This window comes from Paraclostridium sp. (assembly GCF_051657365.1).
In the GTDB taxonomy this organism is placed as follows: Bacteria; Bacillota; Clostridia; order Peptostreptococcales; family Peptostreptococcaceae; genus Paraclostridium.
Map to the genome: position 1 here is coordinate 1 of NZ_JBOFKN010000100.1, position 20456 is coordinate 20456.

Sequence of the window (20456 nt, forward strand, 5' to 3'; positions counted from 1 at the left end):
ATTATTTTAAAGTTAGATATAAAAAATGATATAAAAAATCTACATAAAAAAATATTAGATATATCACTTATAAATGAAGATAGTAATGATATTACTTTTTTTAATATAGATGATGAAGAGATACATGAAACATTGAAAACGCTTAAAAAGACTTATATAACATCAAATAGTAAAGATGAAACTATACTTAATTTAAAGCATAAAAATAAAAGGCAAGTTAAAGATACAAGGACATTAAAGTTAGAGTCTTACAAAAAGTATAATGAAGCTCTAAATATGATAGAAAGAAACTTTATGACTAGTGCAACTGAAATTGTAGAAGAAGCTCTAGAATTAAATCCAAAAGATGTTGATATATTGAATTTAAAAGGATTATTAAAATTTTTAAGATGTAACTTCGATGAATCATTTGAAAGTTTTTACAAAAGCACATGTTATGATAATAATGAACTTGCTAAAAAATATGTAAAACTTCTAACATCAGATGAATTTGGTATATTTTTAAGTAGATACAATCATGCTATAAGATTTATAAATAAGGATTTAAATCAAGAAAGTATACAAATTCTTGAAAATATAGTAAATGAAGAACCAGAACTTATAGAACCTTATTTATTACTACATTTAATATATGAAAAATTAGGCGACCATATAAAGGCAAATCAATATTTAGATTCATTGAGAATGGTAGATAAAGATAACATTTTATTTGAAAAAGATTTAAATAATTTAAATTCTAAATCAACAGATGTTAAAGATGAAGTTAAAAAATCTAAAAGCCATAAACCTGTATATGTATTAGTTGTAGTACTAATTATTTTGATTGGAATACTGTATATGAGTAATAAGAAAAAATTAGACAATTTATCTACTGAAATCACACAAAAAGATGAACAACTAGATAAAACTAATAAAAATTTAGATAAAACAAAAGAGCAATTAAAAGAAGCTAAAACAGAAACTAAAGATAGTAAAGAAGAAAATAAATCTGAAGTTATTGTTGGAGATGAAGAAGATTTATTTAATAAGGCTATGGATTTTAAAGAAGAAGGTAATAGTAGTGAAGCTATAAAATATTTAGAATTAGTAGTTAAAAATGGGAAAACAAAAAAATATGTATCAGAATCAATTTACCAATTAGCATTACTTAATGAAAAAGAAAAGCATACTGAAGAAGCTATAAAGTATTACAATAAATATATAAACACATATAAGACATCAGATAATTATTATGATGATAGCTATTACAATTTAGGGATGCTTTATTATAAAGAAGGTAATTTAGAAAAAGCACAGCAAGCATTTTATAGTTTAAGAGCTGAGGATCCAGATAGTATGTATAATAATTCAAAGGTAGAGTCTATATTAAAAGAAAGATAAAAGAGCGTTTTTACGCTCTTTTTTTTTATGTTTTAATAAATTCAATATTTATATTTGAAAACTAGTATAGGAAATATGAAATTGTAATATTAATTATTAGTATAGATGTTAATACTTTTATGTAAAGGAGGTTAGAAATGTCAAATAAAAAATTATTTCTTCCTATATTAAGAGATGGAAAATATGGATTTATAGATGAAAAAAATGATATAGCAATAAAACCTAAATTTAAATATGTTTCAGACAGGTTTAAAGATGGATATTGTGTAGTAACATATATTAAACGTATAAGGAAATCTGCAAGATGGGTTTTTGGATATATGGATGAATGTGGATATAATAATATATTTCTACATTTAGATAGTGCATCAGATTTCAATGAAGGTTTAGCTAGAATTAAAATTAATGGTAAATATGGATTTTTAAATACTAACTTAGATGAAATTATAAGTGCAAGATATGAAGGGGCATCTAATTTTAATGAAGGAATAGCTGGGATTAAGTTAAATAAAAGGTGGGGTTATATAGATAATACGGGAGAAATAATTATAAAGCCTAATTTTAGTTATGTTAATAAATTTAGTGAAGGAGTAGCTTTAGTTGAGAGCAAAAATAAATATGGATATATAAATAAATATGGGGACTTTGTTATAAATCCAGAGTTTGATATAGCAAATGATTTCTCACAAGGAATAGCAGGTATAAAGATAAATGAAAAATGGGGTTATATAAATAAACAAGGAGAGACGATAATAGATTTTAAGTTTGATAGAGCAAAATCGTTTAGCGAAGGATTAGCGCCGGTATGTATAAATGAAAAATGGGGCTATATAAATAAACAAGGAGAAGTTGTAATTGAACCTATATTTGATTACGCATGTGAATTTTATGATGGTTTAGCCAGGTTTAATATTGGATCAAGTTCATTGACAAGAGGTATGTGCGTACCAAAGGGAGGATTATGGGGTTTTTTAAATAAAGAGGGGAAAATAAAAATTCTTCCAACTCTGAAATCGGTTTCGGATTTTGAAAATGGATATGCACAGATAATTGAAGGAGATAACAATAACTATATAGATAAAAATGGAGATATTTTGATAAATTAGGCTAAAAATCTATGAAAATTGGGTTTGAAAAAATAAACATATAGTAGTAATATATAAAAGGAAGTTAAAGGGAGTTTTAAATTCTCCCTTTAATTTTGTAAAAAATAAAATTAGGAGAAAAATAAATGAAATTATTAAGACAGCTAGCTCTGATTCTTATAATATGGGCTGTAGGAGAATACATTAGTTCATTTTTAAGTCATATAATAATTATACCTGGAAGTATAATCGGAATGATTTTATTATTTGCACTCTTAAAATCTAAAATTTTAAAAGTTGAATCAATTGAAGAATTAAGCAATTTTTTCTTAGATAATATGGCTATATTTTTTGTGCCTGCAGGGGTATCACTTATAAAATCATTAGGTTTAATTGGTTCAAATATAATCGTGTTAGCAGCAACTATTTTAATTAGTACTACTTTAGTAATGGTTGTAACAGCTATGATTGTTGAGAAAATGATAGAAATCAAAAGTAAGAGAGGTCAATAATATGTATAACGTATTGCAAACACCTATATTTGGAATAGTAATAACTATATTATTTTTTAATTTAGGTGTATATATTCAAAAGAAAACCAAGTTAGCTATATTCAACCCATTACTAATAGCTATTTTAGCTATAATAGCATTTTTAAAAATATCTAACATATCTTATGAAAGTTATAAAATTGGTGGAGATACAGTGAATTTTTTCCTAGCACCTGTAACAATAGTCTTAGCATTACCACTTTATAAACAATATGATTTGCTAAAAAAACATTTCTATGAAATTATAATCGGGATAACATCTGGAGTATTAGTTTCTTTTACAAGTATTATAATTATAAGTAAAATTACAAACTCTGATAAGTTGATAATGAATTCTTTATTAGGAAAGTCAATAACAACACCTATGGGAATATCACTTACATCTACTTTAGGAGGCATTGAATCAGTAACTATAGTAGCTATTATCTTAACTGGAATTATAGGTGGTATGATAGCAACACCTATTTTTAAGCTTATAAACACAAAACATCCGGTATCAAAGGGAATAGCACTTGGAACAGCATCTCATGCATTAGGAACAACAAAAGCATTAGAATTAGGGGAGATAGAGGGTGCTATGAGTGGGTTAGCCATAGGAATTTCAGGAACTATAACAGTAGTGCTTGTACCTATATTAATAAATTTTATAAAATAATAAATTTGACTAACTTTTTTAAAATGGAGGATTATAATGAGTGAGGTAAAAAATACTTTAGATGAAAATATACTTTTGAGGTACTTAGTAATAATAGCAGGAATAACTATATCTTCAATAGGAATTAATGGATTTTTAAAACCGGCACATTTACTAGGTGGAGGAGTAGCAGGTTTATCTGTTGCATTAAATTATGTTAGCAACATGAATATTGGGGTTTTATCATTTTTAATAAATATACCTATATTTATATTAGGATTTGTATTTTTAGAAAAAGAATTTTGTATAACTAGTTTAATAAATATGATGATTTTCTCTTTTGTTTTAGGTTTAACTCAGAATATAGGTCATTACATACCTGTAAATGATTTACTATTACAGACAGTTTATGGAGGAATATTAGGGGGAGTAGGATTAGGACTAGTATTTAAAGCTAAATCTTCGCTAGGTGGTACTGATATAATAGCTGCAATTCTTAAAATTAAAAAAAACATACCTATGAAAGATACAGGATTATTTATGAATTTTTTAATTGTATGTATAGGTTCAACATTATTTGGATTAGAATTAGGACTGTATACATTAATAGGAATGTTTTTAAATGTATATTCTATGAATATTGTAAAAGATGCTATGAATTCTCAGAAAGCTGTTATGTTAATATCTAACAAATGTGAAGAAATTTCAAAATGTATAATGAAAGATCTTATAAGAGGAGTAACTTTTATAGAAGCAGAAGGTGCGTATACTCATGAAAAGAAGAAAATAATATATTGTATCGTAGCTTCTAATGAAATACCTAAGATTAAAAATATAGCACTTAAATATGATAAAAAGGCATTTATATCTGTCAATGATGTAAATGAAGTTAAAGGTAGAGGATTTAAAGAAAAATTTTTATAGAATATGAATAAAAAATAATTTAATAGGCAATATAGTTTATGTGATGTAATTTAACATCATATAAAACAATTTCTAGATTTGTTTTAATAACGGATAAATTATAATTATACATACTCTAAGTAATTTAGTAGTATTATAAGGCTTAAAATTATTACACTGTGCGTATTATTATCTGATCGGAACTAAACTAAGCAAATTATATCGGCAAAATTTATTACAACAATAAAGCATACCATTCAATGGTATGCTTTATTGTTGTAATAAAATATATAAAAATTTAGTTAAACTATAGAAAAAAAGTAGAAATTTAATATATAATAATATATAAACGTATAATTTGAAAGTAGTGGGGTAGTTATATGAGTATAGAACAAAAAAATAAGGATTTAATAGAAGTATATAGAAAAACTATATATAGTATAGAAAAAGAAATAAAACGTATAAATCTTTTTAATAAATTTTTATCAAAGAGACCATCGCACTGTGAGCAAGAAGAGCTAGCATTAGAAAATGGTCAAAGTATAAATATTTCAAGTAAAAAAACTTCTGGAAGAATACACACATTTTTCAATGGAGATACATATATAGGTAAGTTAATTGATGATAAGATGGAAGGAAAAGGTATATATATATTCAACCAAGAAAATCAAGTGAATTTAGAATATATAGGTAACTTTCAAAATGATATGAAAGATGGCAATGGGATGTGTGAGCTTCCAAATGGATATATATATACAGGTCAATGGAAATGTGATTTGATGGATGGGATAGGTAAAATGATTTATGCTAGCCAAGACGAATATATAGGTAATTGGAAACATGGAAAAAAAGAAGGACATGGTGTATATACTTGGAAAAACGGAGGTATGTATATAGGCGAATTCAAAAATGGAAAGATGGATGGAAAAGGGACTTGTTATGACGAACAAGGAATAATTATATATGAAGGAGAATTTAAAAATAATTTGCCTCATGGACAAGGAACTTATATATGGAGTGATAATAAAAAATATGAAGGAGAATTTAGACATGGAAAAAAACATGGGCATGGAACTTTTTATATAGATAATGATGTATCTTATCAAGGAAATTGGAAATTTGATAAGCCAAGTATATTTAATAAAAGTTTAGATGAACTTATTTCTAGTATAAAATAGACTATATCTTAAAAGATTAGTCTATTTTTTTATAAAAATTTAAAATATATTACTTAAAGAATATAAATATTAATAAATGTATATAATTTAAAAAGTTAAAAAAAGTTATTTTTTATAAGGAAGTGAAAATTTGAAAAAAGTAATATACTTATTAATATGTGTAATTCTAATTGGTACATATGTAATTATAGGTGAATGTAAAAATGAGGTAAAAGAAGCAAAAGAAGTTATAGTTTTAGAAGATAAAAATATAAATAAATATTATGATATAAAAATAGGAGATAGCGTAGATAGTGTTATTAAAAAAATAGATAACCCAGATAGAAAAGATTATAGTGAATATGGATTTGAATGGTATGTATATAATAGATTTAAAAATAATTTTGTTATGGTAGGAATAGAAAATGATAAAGTTGTTGGATTATATAGTAATTCAATAAATTCAACTGAAATGTTAGATATAAAATTAGGTGATGAAATGGATAATATAAGAAAGATTTCAAAGCCTATAGAATATAAAAAAAAGGGAAATACTAAATTTATAATAGAGTCTAATAATCAGTTTGACATTTTTATTGAAGATGGAAAATACATAACTGTATTTTATGATATACATAATGAATCAAAAGCAATATCGTATCAAATTATTGATAAAGTAGTAGAAAACAGAACTCAACATATATATCCTAAATATAGCGAAGAGTTAAAAAAAAGTTTTGAAATGCAAACAATAGACCTAATAAATAGTGTACGAGATAAATCGGGATTAAAACGATTAAAATTAAGTGAAAAAGCTAGCATTAGTTCTTTAAAACATAGTGAAAATATGAAAAATGAAAATTTTTTTGATCATATAAATAAAAAAAATGAAACTCCATTTGATAGAATGAAAAAAGAACACATATCATATAGCTTAGCTGGAGAAAATATAGCCGCAGGACAAATTAATGCTATATATGCTCATGAAGCTTTAATGAACTCTTTGGGGCATAGAAAAAACATTTTAGGTGATTATGACAATATAGGAGTAGGTGTTAGTTTTGGGGGACACTATAATGTATACTATACTCAAAATTTTTACAGTGAATAAATTGACATAATGAAAGGAATAATCAATATGAAAAATAATAAAATAAAGTTGTATTCACTAACTTTGATAGTTGCACTTTTTATAGTAGCTATTCCAAGTAATGTATTTTGTATTAAAAATGAAGAGTTATTTATTAAAAATGGTCCTAGAGATAAAAAATACTTAGCTATAACTTTTGATGATGGACCTCATCCAAAAGAAACTGAACAAGTACTAGATATACTTAAAAAACATGATGTAAAAGCTACTTTTTTTGTAGCTGGAAAACATGTTAATTGGTATAGCAAACCGCTTATAAGAGCAAGTAATGAAGGTCATGAAATAGGAAATCACACATTTAATCATCCTGACATATCAAATTTAAGTGCGATTCAAATAGAAAATGAAATACTTAAATGCGAGGAAATAATAATTAAAAAAACGGGCAAAAAACCAACATTATTTAGACCTCCATATGGAAGTTATAATGAAAAAAAATTGGGTGATATAGCTAATAAACATGGGTATAAAGTAGTTCTATGGACTACTGTAGACACTAAAGATTGGAAAAATCCTACAGCTTTAAGCATTGCAAATACAATTGTTAACAATGCTAAAAATGGAGATATAATTTTACTTCATGATTATGCTACAAATAATACGGTAGAAGCTTTGGATATATTTATTCCAGAGATGCAAAAAAAGGGATATAAATTTGTGACTGTTTCAGAACTATATAATTAAAATAAAAAAAATTAATAAATACATACACTTTTTCATATAAATTAATATTATATAATAAGACTATTTCTAAAAAGGATGAAGTGTATGTATAATAAAATATTTGAAAGAAAAGAGTTTATAATATTTCAAGTTAAAGAAGGTTATATAGCTTATAATACTAAAAAGGTTTTTGAAGAAGGGCATACACATCTAAAGCATTTTAATGCAGCAAAAAAAGCTATAGACTTAGTCATAAGCAAAAAAATACCTAAAAGTACAAATGTATATTATCTAACTAGCTTAATAAGACTTACAAATGATGATAACTATATAGAAAAAATAAATGAATTAATTGATATTAGAAGTAAAAAGGGAAAAAAAGAAAAATATTATAATTCTAGTTATAGATGGACGAAAAGGAGCTTGTAGGCTCCTTTTTTATTTGATGTTTAGCTTTTGAAACCAGTGCAATTTATACATTTATTTTCATATATTATTAAAGAAGAGATGCCTTGCTTTCCGTATTGTTTCATGGTTTTTAATGCTTCTTGTTTTGACATTGGAAATGATATAGATTTTGTGTCAGATCTTATTATAATATATTTACTCACATTATAACCTCCTAAAAATATATGGATTAGTAATTGTTGTACTTGATATAGTTTTTGATTAATATAAATAAATATACACAACATATTGTTGAGAATTTCATCAAAAACGTCTATGTTGACATTGATTTCTTAAGGAATATATAATTAACATGTAAGAAAAATAAATATTATTAAAAAATAATAAGTTATTATGTAAATTATTAACGTAGAGGGGGTATTTTATGATATTAATGATAGATAATTATGATTCATTTGTATATAATTTAGTTCAATTTTTAGAAGAGTTAGGAGAAGAAATAGTAATAAAAAGAAATGATGAAATTAGCATAGAAGAAATAAAAAATTTAAATCCAGAAATTATTGTGTTATCACCAGGGCCATGTTCACCCAAAGAAGCAGGAATATGCATAGAGGTTGTTGATTATTTTAAAGGTAAAAAACCTATTTTGGGTATATGTTTAGGTCATCAAATAATAGGACATGCATTTGGGGCAAGTATAATAAAAGCTAAACAACCCGTACATGGTAAAGTTCATGCGATAGATCATATAGATAAAGGGGTATTTAAAAGTTTAAACAATCCTTTAAATGTAACAAGATATCATTCGTTAATAATAGACGAAAATACTATTTCGGATGAAATTGAAATTACAGCTAAGAGCAAAGACGGTGAAATAATGGGTATAGCATGCAAAAATTATCATATAGAAGGAGTTCAGTTTCATCCAGAAGCTATATTATCAGAACAAGGGCATGATATACTAAAAAACTTTATAAAGAAAGCTAGAAGGATTGAGGAGGAAACCTTATGTTAAAAGAAATAAATACTAAGTTAAATTCATTTGAAATATACACCTTATTTAAAGATGAGAAAAATAGTTTTATATTAGATAGTGGTATGGATGAAAATAAATTAGGAAGATATTCATTTATAAGTTCTAGACCATTTGATAGTATAAAGTTAAAAAATAGCATTGAAAACCCATTAGATAGTTTAAAGAAAAAGTTAGATAAATATAAAGTTGAAAATAACACTGATTTACCGTTTGTAGGAGGTGCTGTAGGGTATTTATCCTATGATATAGGTAATTACCTTGAGAAGCTCCCTAAAACTGCTGTAGATGATACAGGAGTGTATGATTTATACTTTGGATTTTACAATTTTGTAATAATAGTTGATCATTTAAAAAATAAAACATATATAGCTACTCCAGATCTAAATATGGAGCAAGAAAAAAATATTATTATAGATATAGAAAATATTATAATTAGTGGTGAAAATAGTAAAATAGATAAAAATATTGAAGAAGAACAATCTAAGGTTAAACTAATTTCTAATTTTAATAAAAACGATTATATAGAAGCTGTTAACAAAGTGAAAAAATATATACGACAAGGTGATATATATCAAGCTAATTTAACTCAAAGATTTAGTGGAATTACAAATTTATCTAGTTATAGTTTATATGAAAAATTAAGAAATGTTAGCAAAGCTCCTTTTGCTGCATTTTTAAATTTTGAAAATTATCAAATCTTGTCAAATTCACCAGAACGATTTATAAAATGTATAGATAAAAATATTGAAGCCAGACCTATAAAAGGAACTAGACCCAGAGGAAAAACTATAGAAGAAGATATTATGTTGCAAGAAGAATTAAAAAATAGCGAAAAAGATAAGGCTGAACTGCTTATGATCGTAGATTTAGAAAGAAATGATTTAGGAAAGGTATCTGAAGTTGGAACAGTTAAAGTTCCTGAATTATTTGTAATAGAACCATATGCTAATGTTAGTCATTTAGTATCTACGGTTACAGGTAAATTAAAAGATTCACTAGATTGTATAGATTTAATAAAAGCTACATTTCCAGGAGGATCTATAACGGGAGCACCTAAAATAAGAGCGATGGAAATTATAGATGAATTAGAACCAACTCAAAGAAATGTATATACAGGATCTATAGGTTATATAGGATTTAATGGAGATTTAGACTTTAATATAGCTATAAGAACTTTAATTAAGAAAGAAGAGCATATACACTTCCAAGTTGGAGGAGGTATAACATGGGATTCTAATCCGCAAGATGAATATCAAGAAACATTAGATAAAGCTAAATCTATAATGAAAGCTATAAGAGGCTATTATGAAGAATAATGTAACTTTTAATAGCGGATTAAGTAAATTTGGAATTGGACTATTTGAAACGATAAGAATTGATGATGGCGTTTGTGTTTGTTTAGATATGCATCTAGATAGAATTTTTAAATCTATAAATGATTTAAAATTAGATATAAATCAAGATCAAGAGAACATAAAGAAAATTTTATTAGATTATGTAAAAAGAAAAAACATAAAAAATAAAGCTCTTAGACTAACCTTATTTGATGAGGGGTACAACATATCAACTAGAAAAATAATTTATGATGAAAGTATTTATAAAGTAGGTTTTAGATTAACAGTATCTCCAACGAAAAGAGGCAATAATATTTTATATAAGCATAAAACTACTAACTATTTTGAAAATATATATATGAAGAGATATGCTTTAGAAAATGTATTTGATGATACTATTTTTTTAGATTATAAAAATAATATATTAGAATGTTCAATGAGTAATATATTTTTTATAAAAGATAGAAAAATATATACGCCAAATAAAGAATTACCAATATTAAATGGTATAATGAAAAAAAGGATTGAAGAGTTATGTGTAGAATTAAGAATTAATATGATAGAAACTGATATAAAAATAACAGAAATTGATAGATTTGATTTTTGCTTTATAAGTAACAGTTTAATGGGTATTATGAAAGTTACATATGTTGATGATACTAAATTTAAGGATTATAGTGAGGTTTTCGATATTTTATGGAACAAAATAGTGAACTTAAAGAAATTTTAAATTCTTATAATGAACAAATTAAAGCTATCATAGATGATAGTAATAATATTGCTGTATTTTTAGTTGGATCTAGTAAAAATATTGATTTTAAGATTGAAAATAATATAAGAGATATAGATATATTTATAGTTTCGAATCAAAAAGAAGATCAAATAAGAGATATTAAACTTTTAAATGGAATTGAATTTGACATAAATAAGTTTTCACCTAATTATGTAGAATATTTAATAGAAACAAAAGAATATTTTTTTATAAAAGAAATGAAAGATGCTAAAATTATATATGATAAAAAAGATATTTCAAATCGTATTTTAAAAATATCAAAAATTAAATATGATGAGGGTCCAAAGCAAATATCTGAGAGTGAAATATTGGTATTAGCTAATACAATATATGATAATATATGTAGATTAGAAGTAAAAAATAGTTTTGAAAATTATGAATATGAATTTTTGACTAATATATATCTAAAAGATATAATAAAAGCATACTTTATAAAAAATAGAAAATGGATACCTAAAGATAAAAAACTATTTAAATATTTAAGCGAAAATGAAAAAGACTTATTTAAATTAGTAATAAATATATATGAAGGTTACGAATATAATAATCTTAAAAAAGTGTATGAGTATGTATTTTCTAAGTAAAAAAGTTTGAAATTATAAAACCAAGGGGGTTAACCATATGTATAACGTAGATAAAAAAAAGATAGAAAATGCTGTAAGAGATATATTAGAAGCTATAGGAGAAGATCCAAATAGGGAAGGATTGTTAGATACACCAAGCAGAGTTGCTAAAATGTATGAAGAAATATTTTCAGGTATACATAAAGACCCTAAGGATCATTTGAAAATACTTTTCCAATCTGAGGAGCATGAAGAGTTAGTTTTAGTTAAAGATATACCTTTTTACTCATGTTGTGAGCATCACTTAGTTCCATTTTTTGGAAAAGCACACGTGGCTTATTTACCGAAAGATGGAAGATTAACAGGTCTATCTAAGTTAGCTAGAGTAATAGAAGATTTAGCAAAGAGACCTCAATTACAAGAACGAATTACTAAAGATACTGCCGATGTTATAATGAAAGAGTTAAAACCATATGGAGTTATTGTAGTTGTTGAAGCAGAACATATGTGTATGACTATGAGAGGTGTTAAAAAGCCAGGATCAAAAACTATAACCTCAGCAGTAAGAGGTATATTTGAAAAAGATATAGCTGCTAGAGCAGAAGCTATGAGTTTAATAAACATGAGATAGGAGTGGTTATATGTTTGATTATGGAAAAAAGACCTATATAATGGGTATTTTAAATGTAACTCCAGATAGTTTCTCTGATGGAGGGAATTATACTGAATTAGAAAAAGCTTTAAATCATGCGAGAGAAATGATAGAACAAGGTGCAGATATAATTGATTTAGGAGGCGAATCTACAAGACCGGGTCATAAAAAAGTAGAGGCTGATGAAGAGCTAAAAAGAGTTATACCGATTGTTAAGTCTTTAAAAAAAAATTTAAATGTTAAAGTGTCTATAGATACGTATAAATCTGAAGTTGCAGAAGAGAGTTTGAAATTAGGAGCTGACATGATAAATGATGTGTGGGGTCTTAGAAAAGATAGGAATATGGCAAGTACTATAGCTAAATACGATGCTTATGTTTGTATAATGCACAATCAAGATGGTACTTTGTATGATAAAGATATAATTGAATCCATAAAAGAATTCCTTATGGAAAGCGTAAAGATAGCTAAAGATGCAGGGATAGATGAAAAGAAAATTATATTAGACCCTGGCATAGGATTTGGAAAAACATTTGAACAAAACTTAGAGGTTATGGCTAGATTAGAGGAATTAAAAGAATTAGGATATCCTCTTCTTTTAGGAACATCTAGAAAATCTATGATAGGAAATATACTTAATGTAGAACCAAAATATAGAGTAGAAGGAACCATAGCTACTACTGTCTTAGGAATCAAATCAGGTGTGGATATAGTAAGAGTACATGATGTATTAGAAAATTTAAGAGCTATTAAAGTTTCTGATGCTATATGTAGAAAGTAGGTATTTAATGGATAAGATATTGCTAAATAACATGGGGTTTTATGGATATCATGGTGTTTTTAAAGAAGAAGGGGCTTTAGGTCAAAAGTTTTTTATTGATATGGAACTTCATTTAAGCACTAAAGAAGCTGGAAATACTGATGATATGAATAAATCTGTAAGTTACGGAGAAGTATATGAGGTAGTTAAATATATAGTAGAAAGCAAAAGATATAATTTATTAGAGGCATTAGCTGAAAATATATCGAAAGAAGTTTTCGAAAAATTTTCCTTAATACAAGAAGTAATGGTTAGAGTGAAAAAACCTGAGGCTCCAGTACCTGGAATATACGATTATTTTGGTGTGGAAATAAGGAGAAAAAGAAATGAATAAGGCTTACCTAGGTTTAGGAACTAATATTGGAAATAGATTGAATTATTTAAAAGAAGCTTTACAAAAAATAGATTCTTACGAAGATATAAAAATAAATAAAAAATCGAAATTATATGAAACTAAGGCCTGGGGTTATACAGAACAAGCTGATTTTTTAAATATGTGTATTGAAATAGAAACATGTTTAACACCTATGGAACTTTTAAATAGGTGTCAAAGAGTTGAAAGTGATTTAAACAGAGAAAGAAAAATAAGATGGGGGCCAAGAACTATAGATGTTGATATATTATTTTTTAATGATATAATTTTACAAGAAGAAAATCTAGAAATTCCTCATCCAAGAATTAAGGAAAGAGCATTTGTATTAATACCACTTATAGATTTAAATGATGATTTGAAAATTAATAATATAAGTATAAATGAATACCTACAATCTTTGACGACTGAGGAAAGAGAAGAAGTAAAGGAGTTTATAGGTAATGAAGAAGAACCTATTTAAAAATAATTTAAATATAAAAATAAGTAATGATTTAGAAATACCAAGAGATAAAATTATAATGGCGGGTCCTTGTGCAATAGAAAGTTATGATCAACTTTTAGAAACTGCTAAGTTTATAAAAAAACAAGGAGCTAATATATTAAGAGGCGGAGCTTATAAACCAAGAACTTCACCAACATCATTTCAGGGACTGAAAGAAGAAGGTCTTGAAATATTAAAAGCTGTTAAAGAAGAAAGTAAATTGCCGGTAATAACTGAACTTATGGATGCTAGGGATTTAGAAAAATTATATGAAGTAACAGATATAATCCAAATTGGATCTAGAAACATGCAAAACTTTACTTTGCTAAGCGAAGTTGGAAAGCAAGATAAGCCTGTAATGTTAAAAAGAGGTATAAGTTCAACTATAACAGAATGGATAGGTGCGGCTGAGTATATTGCTATAGGTGGAAATGATAATATTATAATGTGTGAAAGAGGAATAAGAACATACAATGACTATACAAGAAATACTCTAGATATAGCAGCAGTACCTATAATAAAAAGAGAAACTAACTTACCTATTATAGTAGATCCAAGTCATGCTACAGGAGTAAGATATTTAGTTAAACCAATGTCTATAGCATCTCTTGCAGCAGGTGCAGATGGTATAATGGTTGAAGTGCATCCAAATCCTAATGAAGCTTTATCAGATGGACCACAGTCTCTTGATTTTGAAGAGTTTGAAGATTTAATGAACAGTATAAGAAGAATATAAAATTATCAAGAGGCTTATTGCCTCTTTTTATTTTGAATTTAAATAATTATATTAAAATATTTGAAATATAGTATTGAAATTATGATTATTATGCAAAATAGTAAAGTGACAAAAATATATATGAAAATTAAAATAGAAAAATTAAATTTTTAAAAAAAATTTAGCAAAAAAGAAGGAATTACAGAAAAAAAGTCGAATTATGTATAATGAGCATTTGACAAATTTCTAATATATTGTAAAATAGTAATGTTAAAAAAATTACACCAGAAGGTGATAATATGAGTGATATAAAAGATACGATAGAAGAAATAAAATCTAGATCTGATATAGTAAAGGTAATATCAGACTACATTAAAGTACAGCAATCGGGAGCAAACTACAAAGGATTATGCCCGTTTCATGGAGAAAAAACACCTTCATTTTATATAAACACATCAAAGCAGATATATAAATGTTTCGGATGTGGAGAAGGTGGAGATGTAATAAACTTCATTATGAAAATAGAAAATCTTGAATTTATGGATGCAGTCAAATTATTAGCTGAAAATTGTGGAATTGAAATAAACACAAATATGGATGAGCAATCTAAAATCAGGATGGAAAAAGTAAAGAAGTTTCAAGATATAAATACAGAGGCTGCTAGATATTACTTTTCAAATTTAATTAAAGAAAAGAATTCTGGGTATCAATATTTAAGAGGTAGAGGTCTTGATGACAAGATAATAAAGAAATTTGGATTAGGATATGCTCCCAAAGCGTGGACTAATCTTATGGATTACTTAATTAGCAAAGGGTATGATAAAGATACTCTTGTTGAATGTGGTCTTGTTACATATAAAAAAGATGGAAATAAATATTATGACAGATTTATCAATAGAGTAATTTTTCCTATATTTGATTATAGAGGAAATGTTATAGGTTTTGGAGGCCGGGTTCTTGATGATGGGCTTCCGAAATATTTAAATTCACCAGATACATTAGCATTTAATAAAAAGTACAATTTATATGGTCTTAATTTTGCAAGAAAAAATATAGCAGATAGAACTATGGTTCTTGTGGAAGGATATATGGATTTAATATCTCTATATCAATTTGGGATAAGGAATGTATGTGCTACGTTGGGAACTGCCCTTACTTTAGAACAAGGGAATTTACTAAAGAGATATGTAGATACAGTTATAATTTCTTATGATTCTGATGAAGCAGGGATTAAGGCTACTCTAAGAGCTATAGATATATTAACTAGTGCCAGTATAAATGTGAAGGTGTTGGATTTAAGAGATGTAAAAGACCCAGATGAGTTTGTAAGAAAATATGGATTAGATGAATATCAAAAATCTATAGAAAATGCAATTCATCATATAAGATATAAGATAGTTGAATGCAAAAAAAAATACAACTTGTCAAAAGATGAGGATAGATTAAAGTTTACTAAAGAGGCTACTAAAATAATAAAAACGTTAAAAAGTCCTGTAGATATAGATTATTATATTGGTTTTTTAAGTTCAGAAAGTAAAATTAGTATTGAATCTTTAAAAAAAGAAGTATATGGAAAAAGTTATAAGCCTAAGTATAATGAAAATTATAAAAAAAATGACAAGTATCAAAAAAGAGATGAGAATGCTTTTAAAAGACCTACTATAATAAATAATGGAAATGAACTTACAGAAAAGATTTTGATAAGAATACTTTTACAAAATAAAAATGTGAGGACTTGGTTAAATTTAAAGGTAGATGAAAATGATTTTATATTAAAAGAAAATAAAGAAATTTTAAAATTTATAATTAAAAATGAAGAATTGGATAAAATAACTATTGACAAATTGAAAGATTTAAACTTGTCCGAAGAATATCTTGAAAATTTGTATTCTGTGAATTTAGAAAATATAAATTTAACTGATAATAAAAATGTAGAAGACATAATAAAAAAAGTAAAAAGGAATAAGCTTCAAAATGATATAGATAATTTATTAAAGAAGCAAAAAGAATTAGAGGCAAGTAAATCTAAGGATAATTCAAATGCGAAAGAGGTAGATGTTCAAGTTATGGAAATTGCTATAAAAATAGTTGAATTAAGAAGAGTATTACAAAAAATATAAATGAAGGGAGGCTTGAGCATGGAAACTAAAACACCAAAGAAAGAATCTAAAAGAGTAACAGCTAAGTCACTTATAGAAAAAGGTAAAAAACAAGGAAGTCTTACTCTTATGGAGATAATGGAAGCTTTTTCAGAGACTGAACTTGATAAAGACCAAGTGGAAAACTTATATGAAACATTAGGTAACTTAGGAATAGAAGTAATACAGAAGAAAGAAGAAAAAGCCGACGCAGAAATCGAATTTAGTTCAGAGGATGTAGATATATCTAATTTAGATATAGATGATAGTATAGATGAAGATACATCTAAAGAAGAAAATACTATGGAGATAGAACAAATAGATTTAACATTACCTAAGGGGATAAGTATAGATGACCCCGTAAGAATGTACTTAAAGGAAATCGGAAAGATACCTTTACTTAAGCCTCATGAAGAATCAGAACTTGCAAGAAGAATGCACGAAGGTGATGAAATTGCTAAGCAAAGATTAGTCGAAGCTAACTTAAGACTTGTTGTAAGTATAGCTAAAAGATACGTTGGAAGAGGTATGTTATTCCTAGACTTAATACAAGAAGGTAACTTAGGTCTTATAAAAGCTGTAGAAAAGTTTGATTATACAAAAGGATTTAAGTTTAGTACTTATGCTACATGGTGGATAAGACAAGCTATAACTCGTGCAATAGCAGACCAGGCAAGAACTATAAGAATACCAGTTCACATGGTTGAAACTATAAATAAATTAATAAGAGTATCAAGACAATTATTACAGGAATTAGGTAGAGATCCTAAACCTGAAGAAATTGCAAAAGAAATGGATATGACTGAGGATAAAGTTAGAGAGATAATGAAAATAGCTCAAGATCCAGTTTCTTTAGAAACTCCAATAGGAGAAGAGGAAGATAGTCATTTAGGTGATTTTATACCAGATGATGATGCACCGGCTCCAGCAGAAGCAGCAGCATACTCTCTACTTAAAGAGCAAATAGAAGAAGTTTTAGGGTCTTTAAATGAAAGAGAACAGAAAGTTTTAAAATTGAGATTTGGACTTGAAGATGGTAGAGCAAGAACTCTTGAAGAAGTAGGTAAAGAGTTTGATGTAACAAGAGAAAGAATCAGACAAATAGAAGCTAAAGCATTAAGAAAATTAAGACATCCAAGTAGATCTAAAAAACTTAGAGATTATTTAGATTAATATAAATAAGATAAAAATTCGTCTATTAATAGGCGAATTTTTATCTATATAAAAACAAATATGAAAGGATTTATTAAAATTGAAACTAACAGAAAGATTATTAAAGATAGCGAGCCTTATAGATGAAGGAAAAAAAATAGCTGATATAGGGACTGATCATGGATATATACCTGTTTATCTTTTGAAAAATACTAAAATAAAATTTGCTATATTAGCAGATGTAAACAAGGGCCCATTAGAAAATGCAAGAAAAGAAGTTAGACACAATAAATTAGAAAAATATGTTGACTTAAGATTAGGATCTGGACTTGAAGTATTGGATGAAAATGAAGTAGATGAAATTATAATAGCTGGTATGGGAGGAATACTTATAAGTGAGTTGTTAGAAGCTAAAAAAAGTGTGGCTCAAACAGTTGAAAAACTTATATTACAGCCCATGCAAGCGCAAAATGAATTAAGAAAATATTTGTATAACAATGGATATGAAATATTAAATGAAATTTTAGTAAAAGAAGACTTTAGAATATATGAAGTGATTGTAGCTACGTATACAGGTAAAAATACTAATGTTAATGATGAAATATATTATGAGGTTGGTAATAAGCTTATAGAAAATAAAGATGAATTGCTAATTGAATTTATAAATAAAAAAATAGCTTCTTACGAAAATATTCTAAGTAAATTAGAAGGAAAAAAGGGAGAAGCAGTAGAAGTTAAACGAAATGATACAATAAAAATCATTGGAAAGTTTAAGGGGCTGATATAATGAAACTTAAAAGTTTTACAAAGCATATAGAGAAGAAATATCCTCTTGATTTAGCTTATGATTGGGATAATGTAGGCCTTATTGTTGGGGATTATGATAGTGAAATAAAGAGAGTGATGATTGCATTAGAAGCAAATGAAAGTGTAGTAGATGAAGCTATAGATAATAACATAGATTTAATAATAACTCATCACCCATTTATATTTTCTAAAATGAAAAAAATAAATTCATCGGATTTAAAGGGCAAATTAATACATAAATTAATTAAAAATAATATAGCTATTTATTCAATGCACACTAATTTTGATATAGCATTTGATGGACTAAATGATTACTTTGTAGATATGTTAAAACTTAACAATGTATGTATATTAGATAAAACTAATAGTGAAACTTTATATAAAATAGCTGTATATGTTCCAAAAACTCACTTAGATAAAGTTAGAACAGCTCTAGGTAATTCTGAGGCTGGATATTTAGGTAATTATAAGGACTGTTCTTTTAGTATAGAAGGTGAAGGGAGATTTAAACCATGTAAAGGAGCGAATCCTTATATAGGAGAAGAAGGAGCTTTAGAAAGTGTTCATGAAGTTAAAATAGAGACTATAGTTACACAAAGGAAATTAGGTGGAGTTATAAATGCTATGATTAAAGCTCATCCATATGAAGAAGTTGCATATGATTTATATAAATTAGAAAACAAAGGAGAGGCTGTAGGTTTGGGACGATATGGAAAACTTGCTGAGCCGATAGCTTTTAAAGATTTAGGTATGATTCTTAAGGAAAGTTTGGATATAAAACATTTAAGAGTAGTTGGGGATTTAAATGAAAAAGTATCTAAAATTGCTATCGTTACAGGTTCTGGTGCAGATATGATAAAAAAAGCTTATAAATCTGGGTGTGATGTATTGATAACGGGAGATATTAAGTACCATGATGCTCAAGATACTTTGGATATGGGGATGAAAGTTATAGATTGCGGACATTTCGATACGGAGAAAGTATTCCAGGATATAATGTTTGATTATTTGAATGGAAAATTTGATATTGATATTATAAAAAGTGATGTAAATTTAAATCCTTTTGATATAATATAGTTATGAGAAATAGCCTTAAGATTATCTTAGGGCTATTTAAACTATGGAGGATAAATATGAGATGTGAAACTTGTGAATTGAAAGGTTCTAATTGCAAAAATTATTGTAAGATAGATGGGCATGATCTAAGTGAAATTGAGTACAATAAAATTTATTTTAAATCTGAAAAAATTTGTTGTAGGTGTAATGAAATTCAAGAAGAAAAAAATATATATTGCAAAAATTGTGGGAATTTTTTGGTTGAAATAAAAAAGCAAAATTATAAAGAAAATGAAAATGAAGATAAAAATTACAATGATTTAAAATTAGGTATAAAGAGATTTATAATTGATTTTAATTTGAAAAATAAATTAAAAATTCAACTTATGACTACTTTATTTTTAATTGCTATATCTATTTTTATAAAAGTATTTATAGGTATATATGAGCTAGATATAAATAAGTATTTGAATGTATTTAATATATTATTGGGAGTTAATTTAGTTCCAATAAATATGGTTTCATCCTCGTTTATTGGATTTGGAAATGTAACTATAAGTATAGGTTTGATAATGTATTCAATAATTCCTGTGGTATGTATA

24 protein-coding genes are annotated in these 20456 nt (G+C 26.3%); 23 read left to right on the top strand and 1 reads right to left on the bottom strand.

Translation table 11 applies throughout. The features are described 5' to 3' along the window. From ACRCYC_RS07115 to ACRCYC_RS07155, 9 genes are all read left to right on the top strand, one after another. The coding region (locus ACRCYC_RS07115) for a tetratricopeptide repeat protein (RefSeq protein ID WP_438618438.1) at positions 1–1380 on the top strand (1380 nt) is incomplete at its 5' end. Between the two features lie 137 nt (positions 1381–1517). Further along, the gene (locus ACRCYC_RS07120; RefSeq protein WP_438618439.1) at positions 1518–2486 is read left to right on the top strand and encodes a WG repeat-containing protein; all 969 of its coding nucleotides are present in this window, start codon (positions 1518–1520) and stop codon (positions 2484–2486) included. 125 nt (positions 2487–2611) lie between these two features. Beyond that, the gene (locus ACRCYC_RS07125) at positions 2612–2977 is read left to right on the top strand and encodes a CidA/LrgA family protein (protein WP_438618441.1); all 366 of its coding nucleotides are present in this window, start codon (positions 2612–2614) and stop codon (positions 2975–2977) included. Position 2978: 1 nt separating this feature from the next. Further along, positions 2979–3671, top strand: a complete 693-nt coding sequence (locus ACRCYC_RS07130; protein WP_438618442.1) for an LrgB family protein — start codon at positions 2979–2981, stop codon at positions 3669–3671. 36 nt (positions 3672–3707) lie between these two features. Next, the gene (locus ACRCYC_RS07135; protein WP_438618443.1) at positions 3708–4574 is read left to right on the top strand and encodes a YitT family protein; all 867 of its coding nucleotides are present in this window, start codon (positions 3708–3710) and stop codon (positions 4572–4574) included. 359 nt (positions 4575–4933) lie between these two features. Continuing rightward, positions 4934–5731, top strand: a complete 798-nt coding sequence (locus ACRCYC_RS07140; RefSeq protein WP_438618444.1) for an MORN repeat-containing protein — start codon at positions 4934–4936, stop codon at positions 5729–5731. 130 nt (positions 5732–5861) lie between these two features. After that, positions 5862–6821 (top strand): CAP-associated domain-containing protein, encoded by a 960-nt coding sequence (locus tag ACRCYC_RS07145; RefSeq protein ID WP_438618445.1) that lies wholly within the window; start codon positions 5862–5864, stop codon positions 6819–6821. 27 nt (positions 6822–6848) lie between these two features. Then, entirely contained in the window at positions 6849–7544 is a 696-nt protein-coding gene (locus tag ACRCYC_RS07150) for a polysaccharide deacetylase family protein (RefSeq protein ID WP_438618446.1), read from the top strand. An 84-nt stretch (positions 7545–7628) separates the two neighbouring features. Continuing rightward, positions 7629–7952 carry a hypothetical protein gene (locus ACRCYC_RS07155; RefSeq protein WP_438618447.1) on the top strand — a complete coding sequence of 108 codons (324 nt, stop codon included), beginning with the start codon at positions 7629–7631 and terminating at the stop codon, positions 7950–7952. 20 nt (positions 7953–7972) lie between these two features. Here ACRCYC_RS07155 and ACRCYC_RS07160 read toward each other — a convergent pair whose 3' ends face one another. Then, on the bottom strand, positions 7973–8134 hold the full coding sequence (locus ACRCYC_RS07160) for a hypothetical protein (RefSeq protein WP_438618448.1): 162 nt from the start codon (positions 8132–8134) through the stop codon (positions 7973–7975). A 221-nt stretch (positions 8135–8355) separates the two neighbouring features. Here ACRCYC_RS07160 and ACRCYC_RS07165 point away from each other — a divergent pair, with 221 nt between their 5' ends. The 14 genes from ACRCYC_RS07165 to ACRCYC_RS07230 all read left to right on the top strand — a co-directional run. Continuing rightward, positions 8356–8949 (top strand): anthranilate synthase component II, encoded by a 594-nt coding sequence (locus ACRCYC_RS07165; protein WP_438618449.1) that lies wholly within the window; start codon positions 8356–8358, stop codon positions 8947–8949. Beyond that, a complete protein-coding gene (pabB, locus tag ACRCYC_RS07170) occupies positions 8943–10286 on the top strand; it encodes an aminodeoxychorismate synthase component I (RefSeq protein WP_438618450.1) in 1344 nt (447 codons plus the stop codon). Before ACRCYC_RS07165 ends, pabB begins: the two co-directional genes overlap by 7 nt. Next, entirely contained in the window at positions 10276–11034 is a 759-nt protein-coding gene (locus ACRCYC_RS07175; protein ID WP_438618451.1) for an aminotransferase class IV, read from the top strand. Before pabB ends, ACRCYC_RS07175 begins: the two co-directional genes overlap by 11 nt. Then, the gene (locus ACRCYC_RS07180; RefSeq protein WP_438618452.1) at positions 11001–11681 is read left to right on the top strand and encodes a hypothetical protein; all 681 of its coding nucleotides are present in this window, start codon (positions 11001–11003) and stop codon (positions 11679–11681) included. The genes ACRCYC_RS07175 and ACRCYC_RS07180 overlap by 34 nt, the downstream gene beginning before the upstream one ends. A 37-nt stretch (positions 11682–11718) precedes the next feature. Beyond that, positions 11719–12291: a GTP cyclohydrolase I FolE gene (gene folE / locus ACRCYC_RS07185; protein ID WP_438618453.1), complete on the top strand. Its 573-nt coding sequence runs from the start codon at positions 11719–11721 to the stop codon at positions 12289–12291. A 10-nt stretch (positions 12292–12301) separates the two neighbouring features. Further along, a complete protein-coding gene (gene folP, locus ACRCYC_RS07190; RefSeq protein ID WP_438618454.1) occupies positions 12302–13093 on the top strand; it encodes a dihydropteroate synthase in 792 nt (263 codons plus the stop codon). A 7-nt stretch (positions 13094–13100) separates the two neighbouring features. Beyond that, the gene (gene folB, locus ACRCYC_RS07195; RefSeq protein ID WP_438618455.1) at positions 13101–13466 is read left to right on the top strand and encodes a dihydroneopterin aldolase; all 366 of its coding nucleotides are present in this window, start codon (positions 13101–13103) and stop codon (positions 13464–13466) included. After that, a complete protein-coding gene (gene folK / locus ACRCYC_RS07200; RefSeq protein ID WP_438618456.1) occupies positions 13459–13965 on the top strand; it encodes a 2-amino-4-hydroxy-6-hydroxymethyldihydropteridine diphosphokinase in 507 nt (168 codons plus the stop codon). Before folB ends, folK begins: the two co-directional genes overlap by 8 nt. Further along, the gene (aroF, locus tag ACRCYC_RS07205) at positions 13946–14722 is read left to right on the top strand and encodes a 3-deoxy-7-phosphoheptulonate synthase (RefSeq protein WP_438618457.1); all 777 of its coding nucleotides are present in this window, start codon (positions 13946–13948) and stop codon (positions 14720–14722) included. The genes folK and aroF overlap by 20 nt, the downstream gene beginning before the upstream one ends. Before the next feature lie 278 nt (positions 14723–15000). Further along, on the top strand, positions 15001–16821 hold the full coding sequence (gene dnaG / locus ACRCYC_RS07210) for a DNA primase (protein ID WP_438618458.1): 1821 nt from the start codon (positions 15001–15003) through the stop codon (positions 16819–16821). A gap of 18 nt (positions 16822–16839) precedes the next feature. Beyond that, entirely contained in the window at positions 16840–18012 is a 1173-nt protein-coding gene (gene rpoD, locus ACRCYC_RS07215) for an RNA polymerase sigma factor RpoD (RefSeq protein WP_438618459.1), read from the top strand. A 79-nt stretch (positions 18013–18091) separates the two neighbouring features. Then, entirely contained in the window at positions 18092–18778 is a 687-nt protein-coding gene (locus ACRCYC_RS07220; protein ID WP_438618460.1) for a tRNA (adenine(22)-N(1))-methyltransferase, read from the top strand. Beyond that, complete coding sequence (locus ACRCYC_RS07225; RefSeq protein WP_438618461.1) at positions 18778–19875, top strand: Nif3-like dinuclear metal center hexameric protein; 1098 nt, start codon at positions 18778–18780, stop codon at positions 19873–19875. Before ACRCYC_RS07220 ends, ACRCYC_RS07225 begins: the two co-directional genes overlap by 1 nt. Positions 19876–19931: 56 nt before the next feature. Further along, positions 19932–20456, top strand: a 525-nt coding sequence (locus tag ACRCYC_RS07230) for a hypothetical protein (protein ID WP_438618462.1), incomplete at its 3' end; no start/stop codon positions are given.

Bases quoted from the DNA above. Each gene is read 5' to 3' on its own strand.
- ACRCYC_RS07120 (WP_438618439.1), top strand. From the start codon at position 1,518: ATGTCAAATAAAAAATTATTTCTTCCTATATTAAGAGATGGAAAATAT.
- ACRCYC_RS07125 (WP_438618441.1), top strand. From the start codon at position 2,612: ATGAAATTATTAAGACAGCTAGCTCTGATTCTTATAATATGGGCTGTA.
- ACRCYC_RS07130 (WP_438618442.1), top strand. From the start codon at position 2,979: ATGTATAACGTATTGCAAACACCTATATTTGGAATAGTAATAACTATA.
- ACRCYC_RS07135 (WP_438618443.1), top strand. From the start codon at position 3,708: ATGAGTGAGGTAAAAAATACTTTAGATGAAAATATACTTTTGAGGTAC.
- ACRCYC_RS07140 (WP_438618444.1), top strand. From the start codon at position 4,934: ATGAGTATAGAACAAAAAAATAAGGATTTAATAGAAGTATATAGAAAA.
- ACRCYC_RS07150 (WP_438618446.1), top strand. From the start codon at position 6,849: ATGAAAAATAATAAAATAAAGTTGTATTCACTAACTTTGATAGTTGCA.
- ACRCYC_RS07155 (WP_438618447.1), top strand. From the start codon at position 7,629: ATGTATAATAAAATATTTGAAAGAAAAGAGTTTATAATATTTCAAGTT.
- ACRCYC_RS07165 (WP_438618449.1), top strand. From the start codon at position 8,356: ATGATATTAATGATAGATAATTATGATTCATTTGTATATAATTTAGTT.
- pabB (WP_438618450.1), top strand. From the start codon at position 8,943: ATGTTAAAAGAAATAAATACTAAGTTAAATTCATTTGAAATATACACC.
- ACRCYC_RS07175 (WP_438618451.1), top strand. From the start codon at position 10,276: ATGAAGAATAATGTAACTTTTAATAGCGGATTAAGTAAATTTGGAATT.
- ACRCYC_RS07180 (WP_438618452.1), top strand. From the start codon at position 11,001: ATGGAACAAAATAGTGAACTTAAAGAAATTTTAAATTCTTATAATGAA.
- folE (WP_438618453.1), top strand. From the start codon at position 11,719: ATGTATAACGTAGATAAAAAAAAGATAGAAAATGCTGTAAGAGATATA.
- folP (WP_438618454.1), top strand. From the start codon at position 12,302: ATGTTTGATTATGGAAAAAAGACCTATATAATGGGTATTTTAAATGTA.
- folB (WP_438618455.1), top strand. From the start codon at position 13,101: ATGGATAAGATATTGCTAAATAACATGGGGTTTTATGGATATCATGGT.
- folK (WP_438618456.1), top strand. From the start codon at position 13,459: ATGAATAAGGCTTACCTAGGTTTAGGAACTAATATTGGAAATAGATTG.
- aroF (WP_438618457.1), top strand. From the start codon at position 13,946: ATGAAGAAGAACCTATTTAAAAATAATTTAAATATAAAAATAAGTAAT.
- dnaG (WP_438618458.1), top strand. From the start codon at position 15,001: ATGAGTGATATAAAAGATACGATAGAAGAAATAAAATCTAGATCTGAT.
- rpoD (WP_438618459.1), top strand. From the start codon at position 16,840: ATGGAAACTAAAACACCAAAGAAAGAATCTAAAAGAGTAACAGCTAAG.
- ACRCYC_RS07225 (WP_438618461.1), top strand. From the start codon at position 18,778: ATGAAACTTAAAAGTTTTACAAAGCATATAGAGAAGAAATATCCTCTT.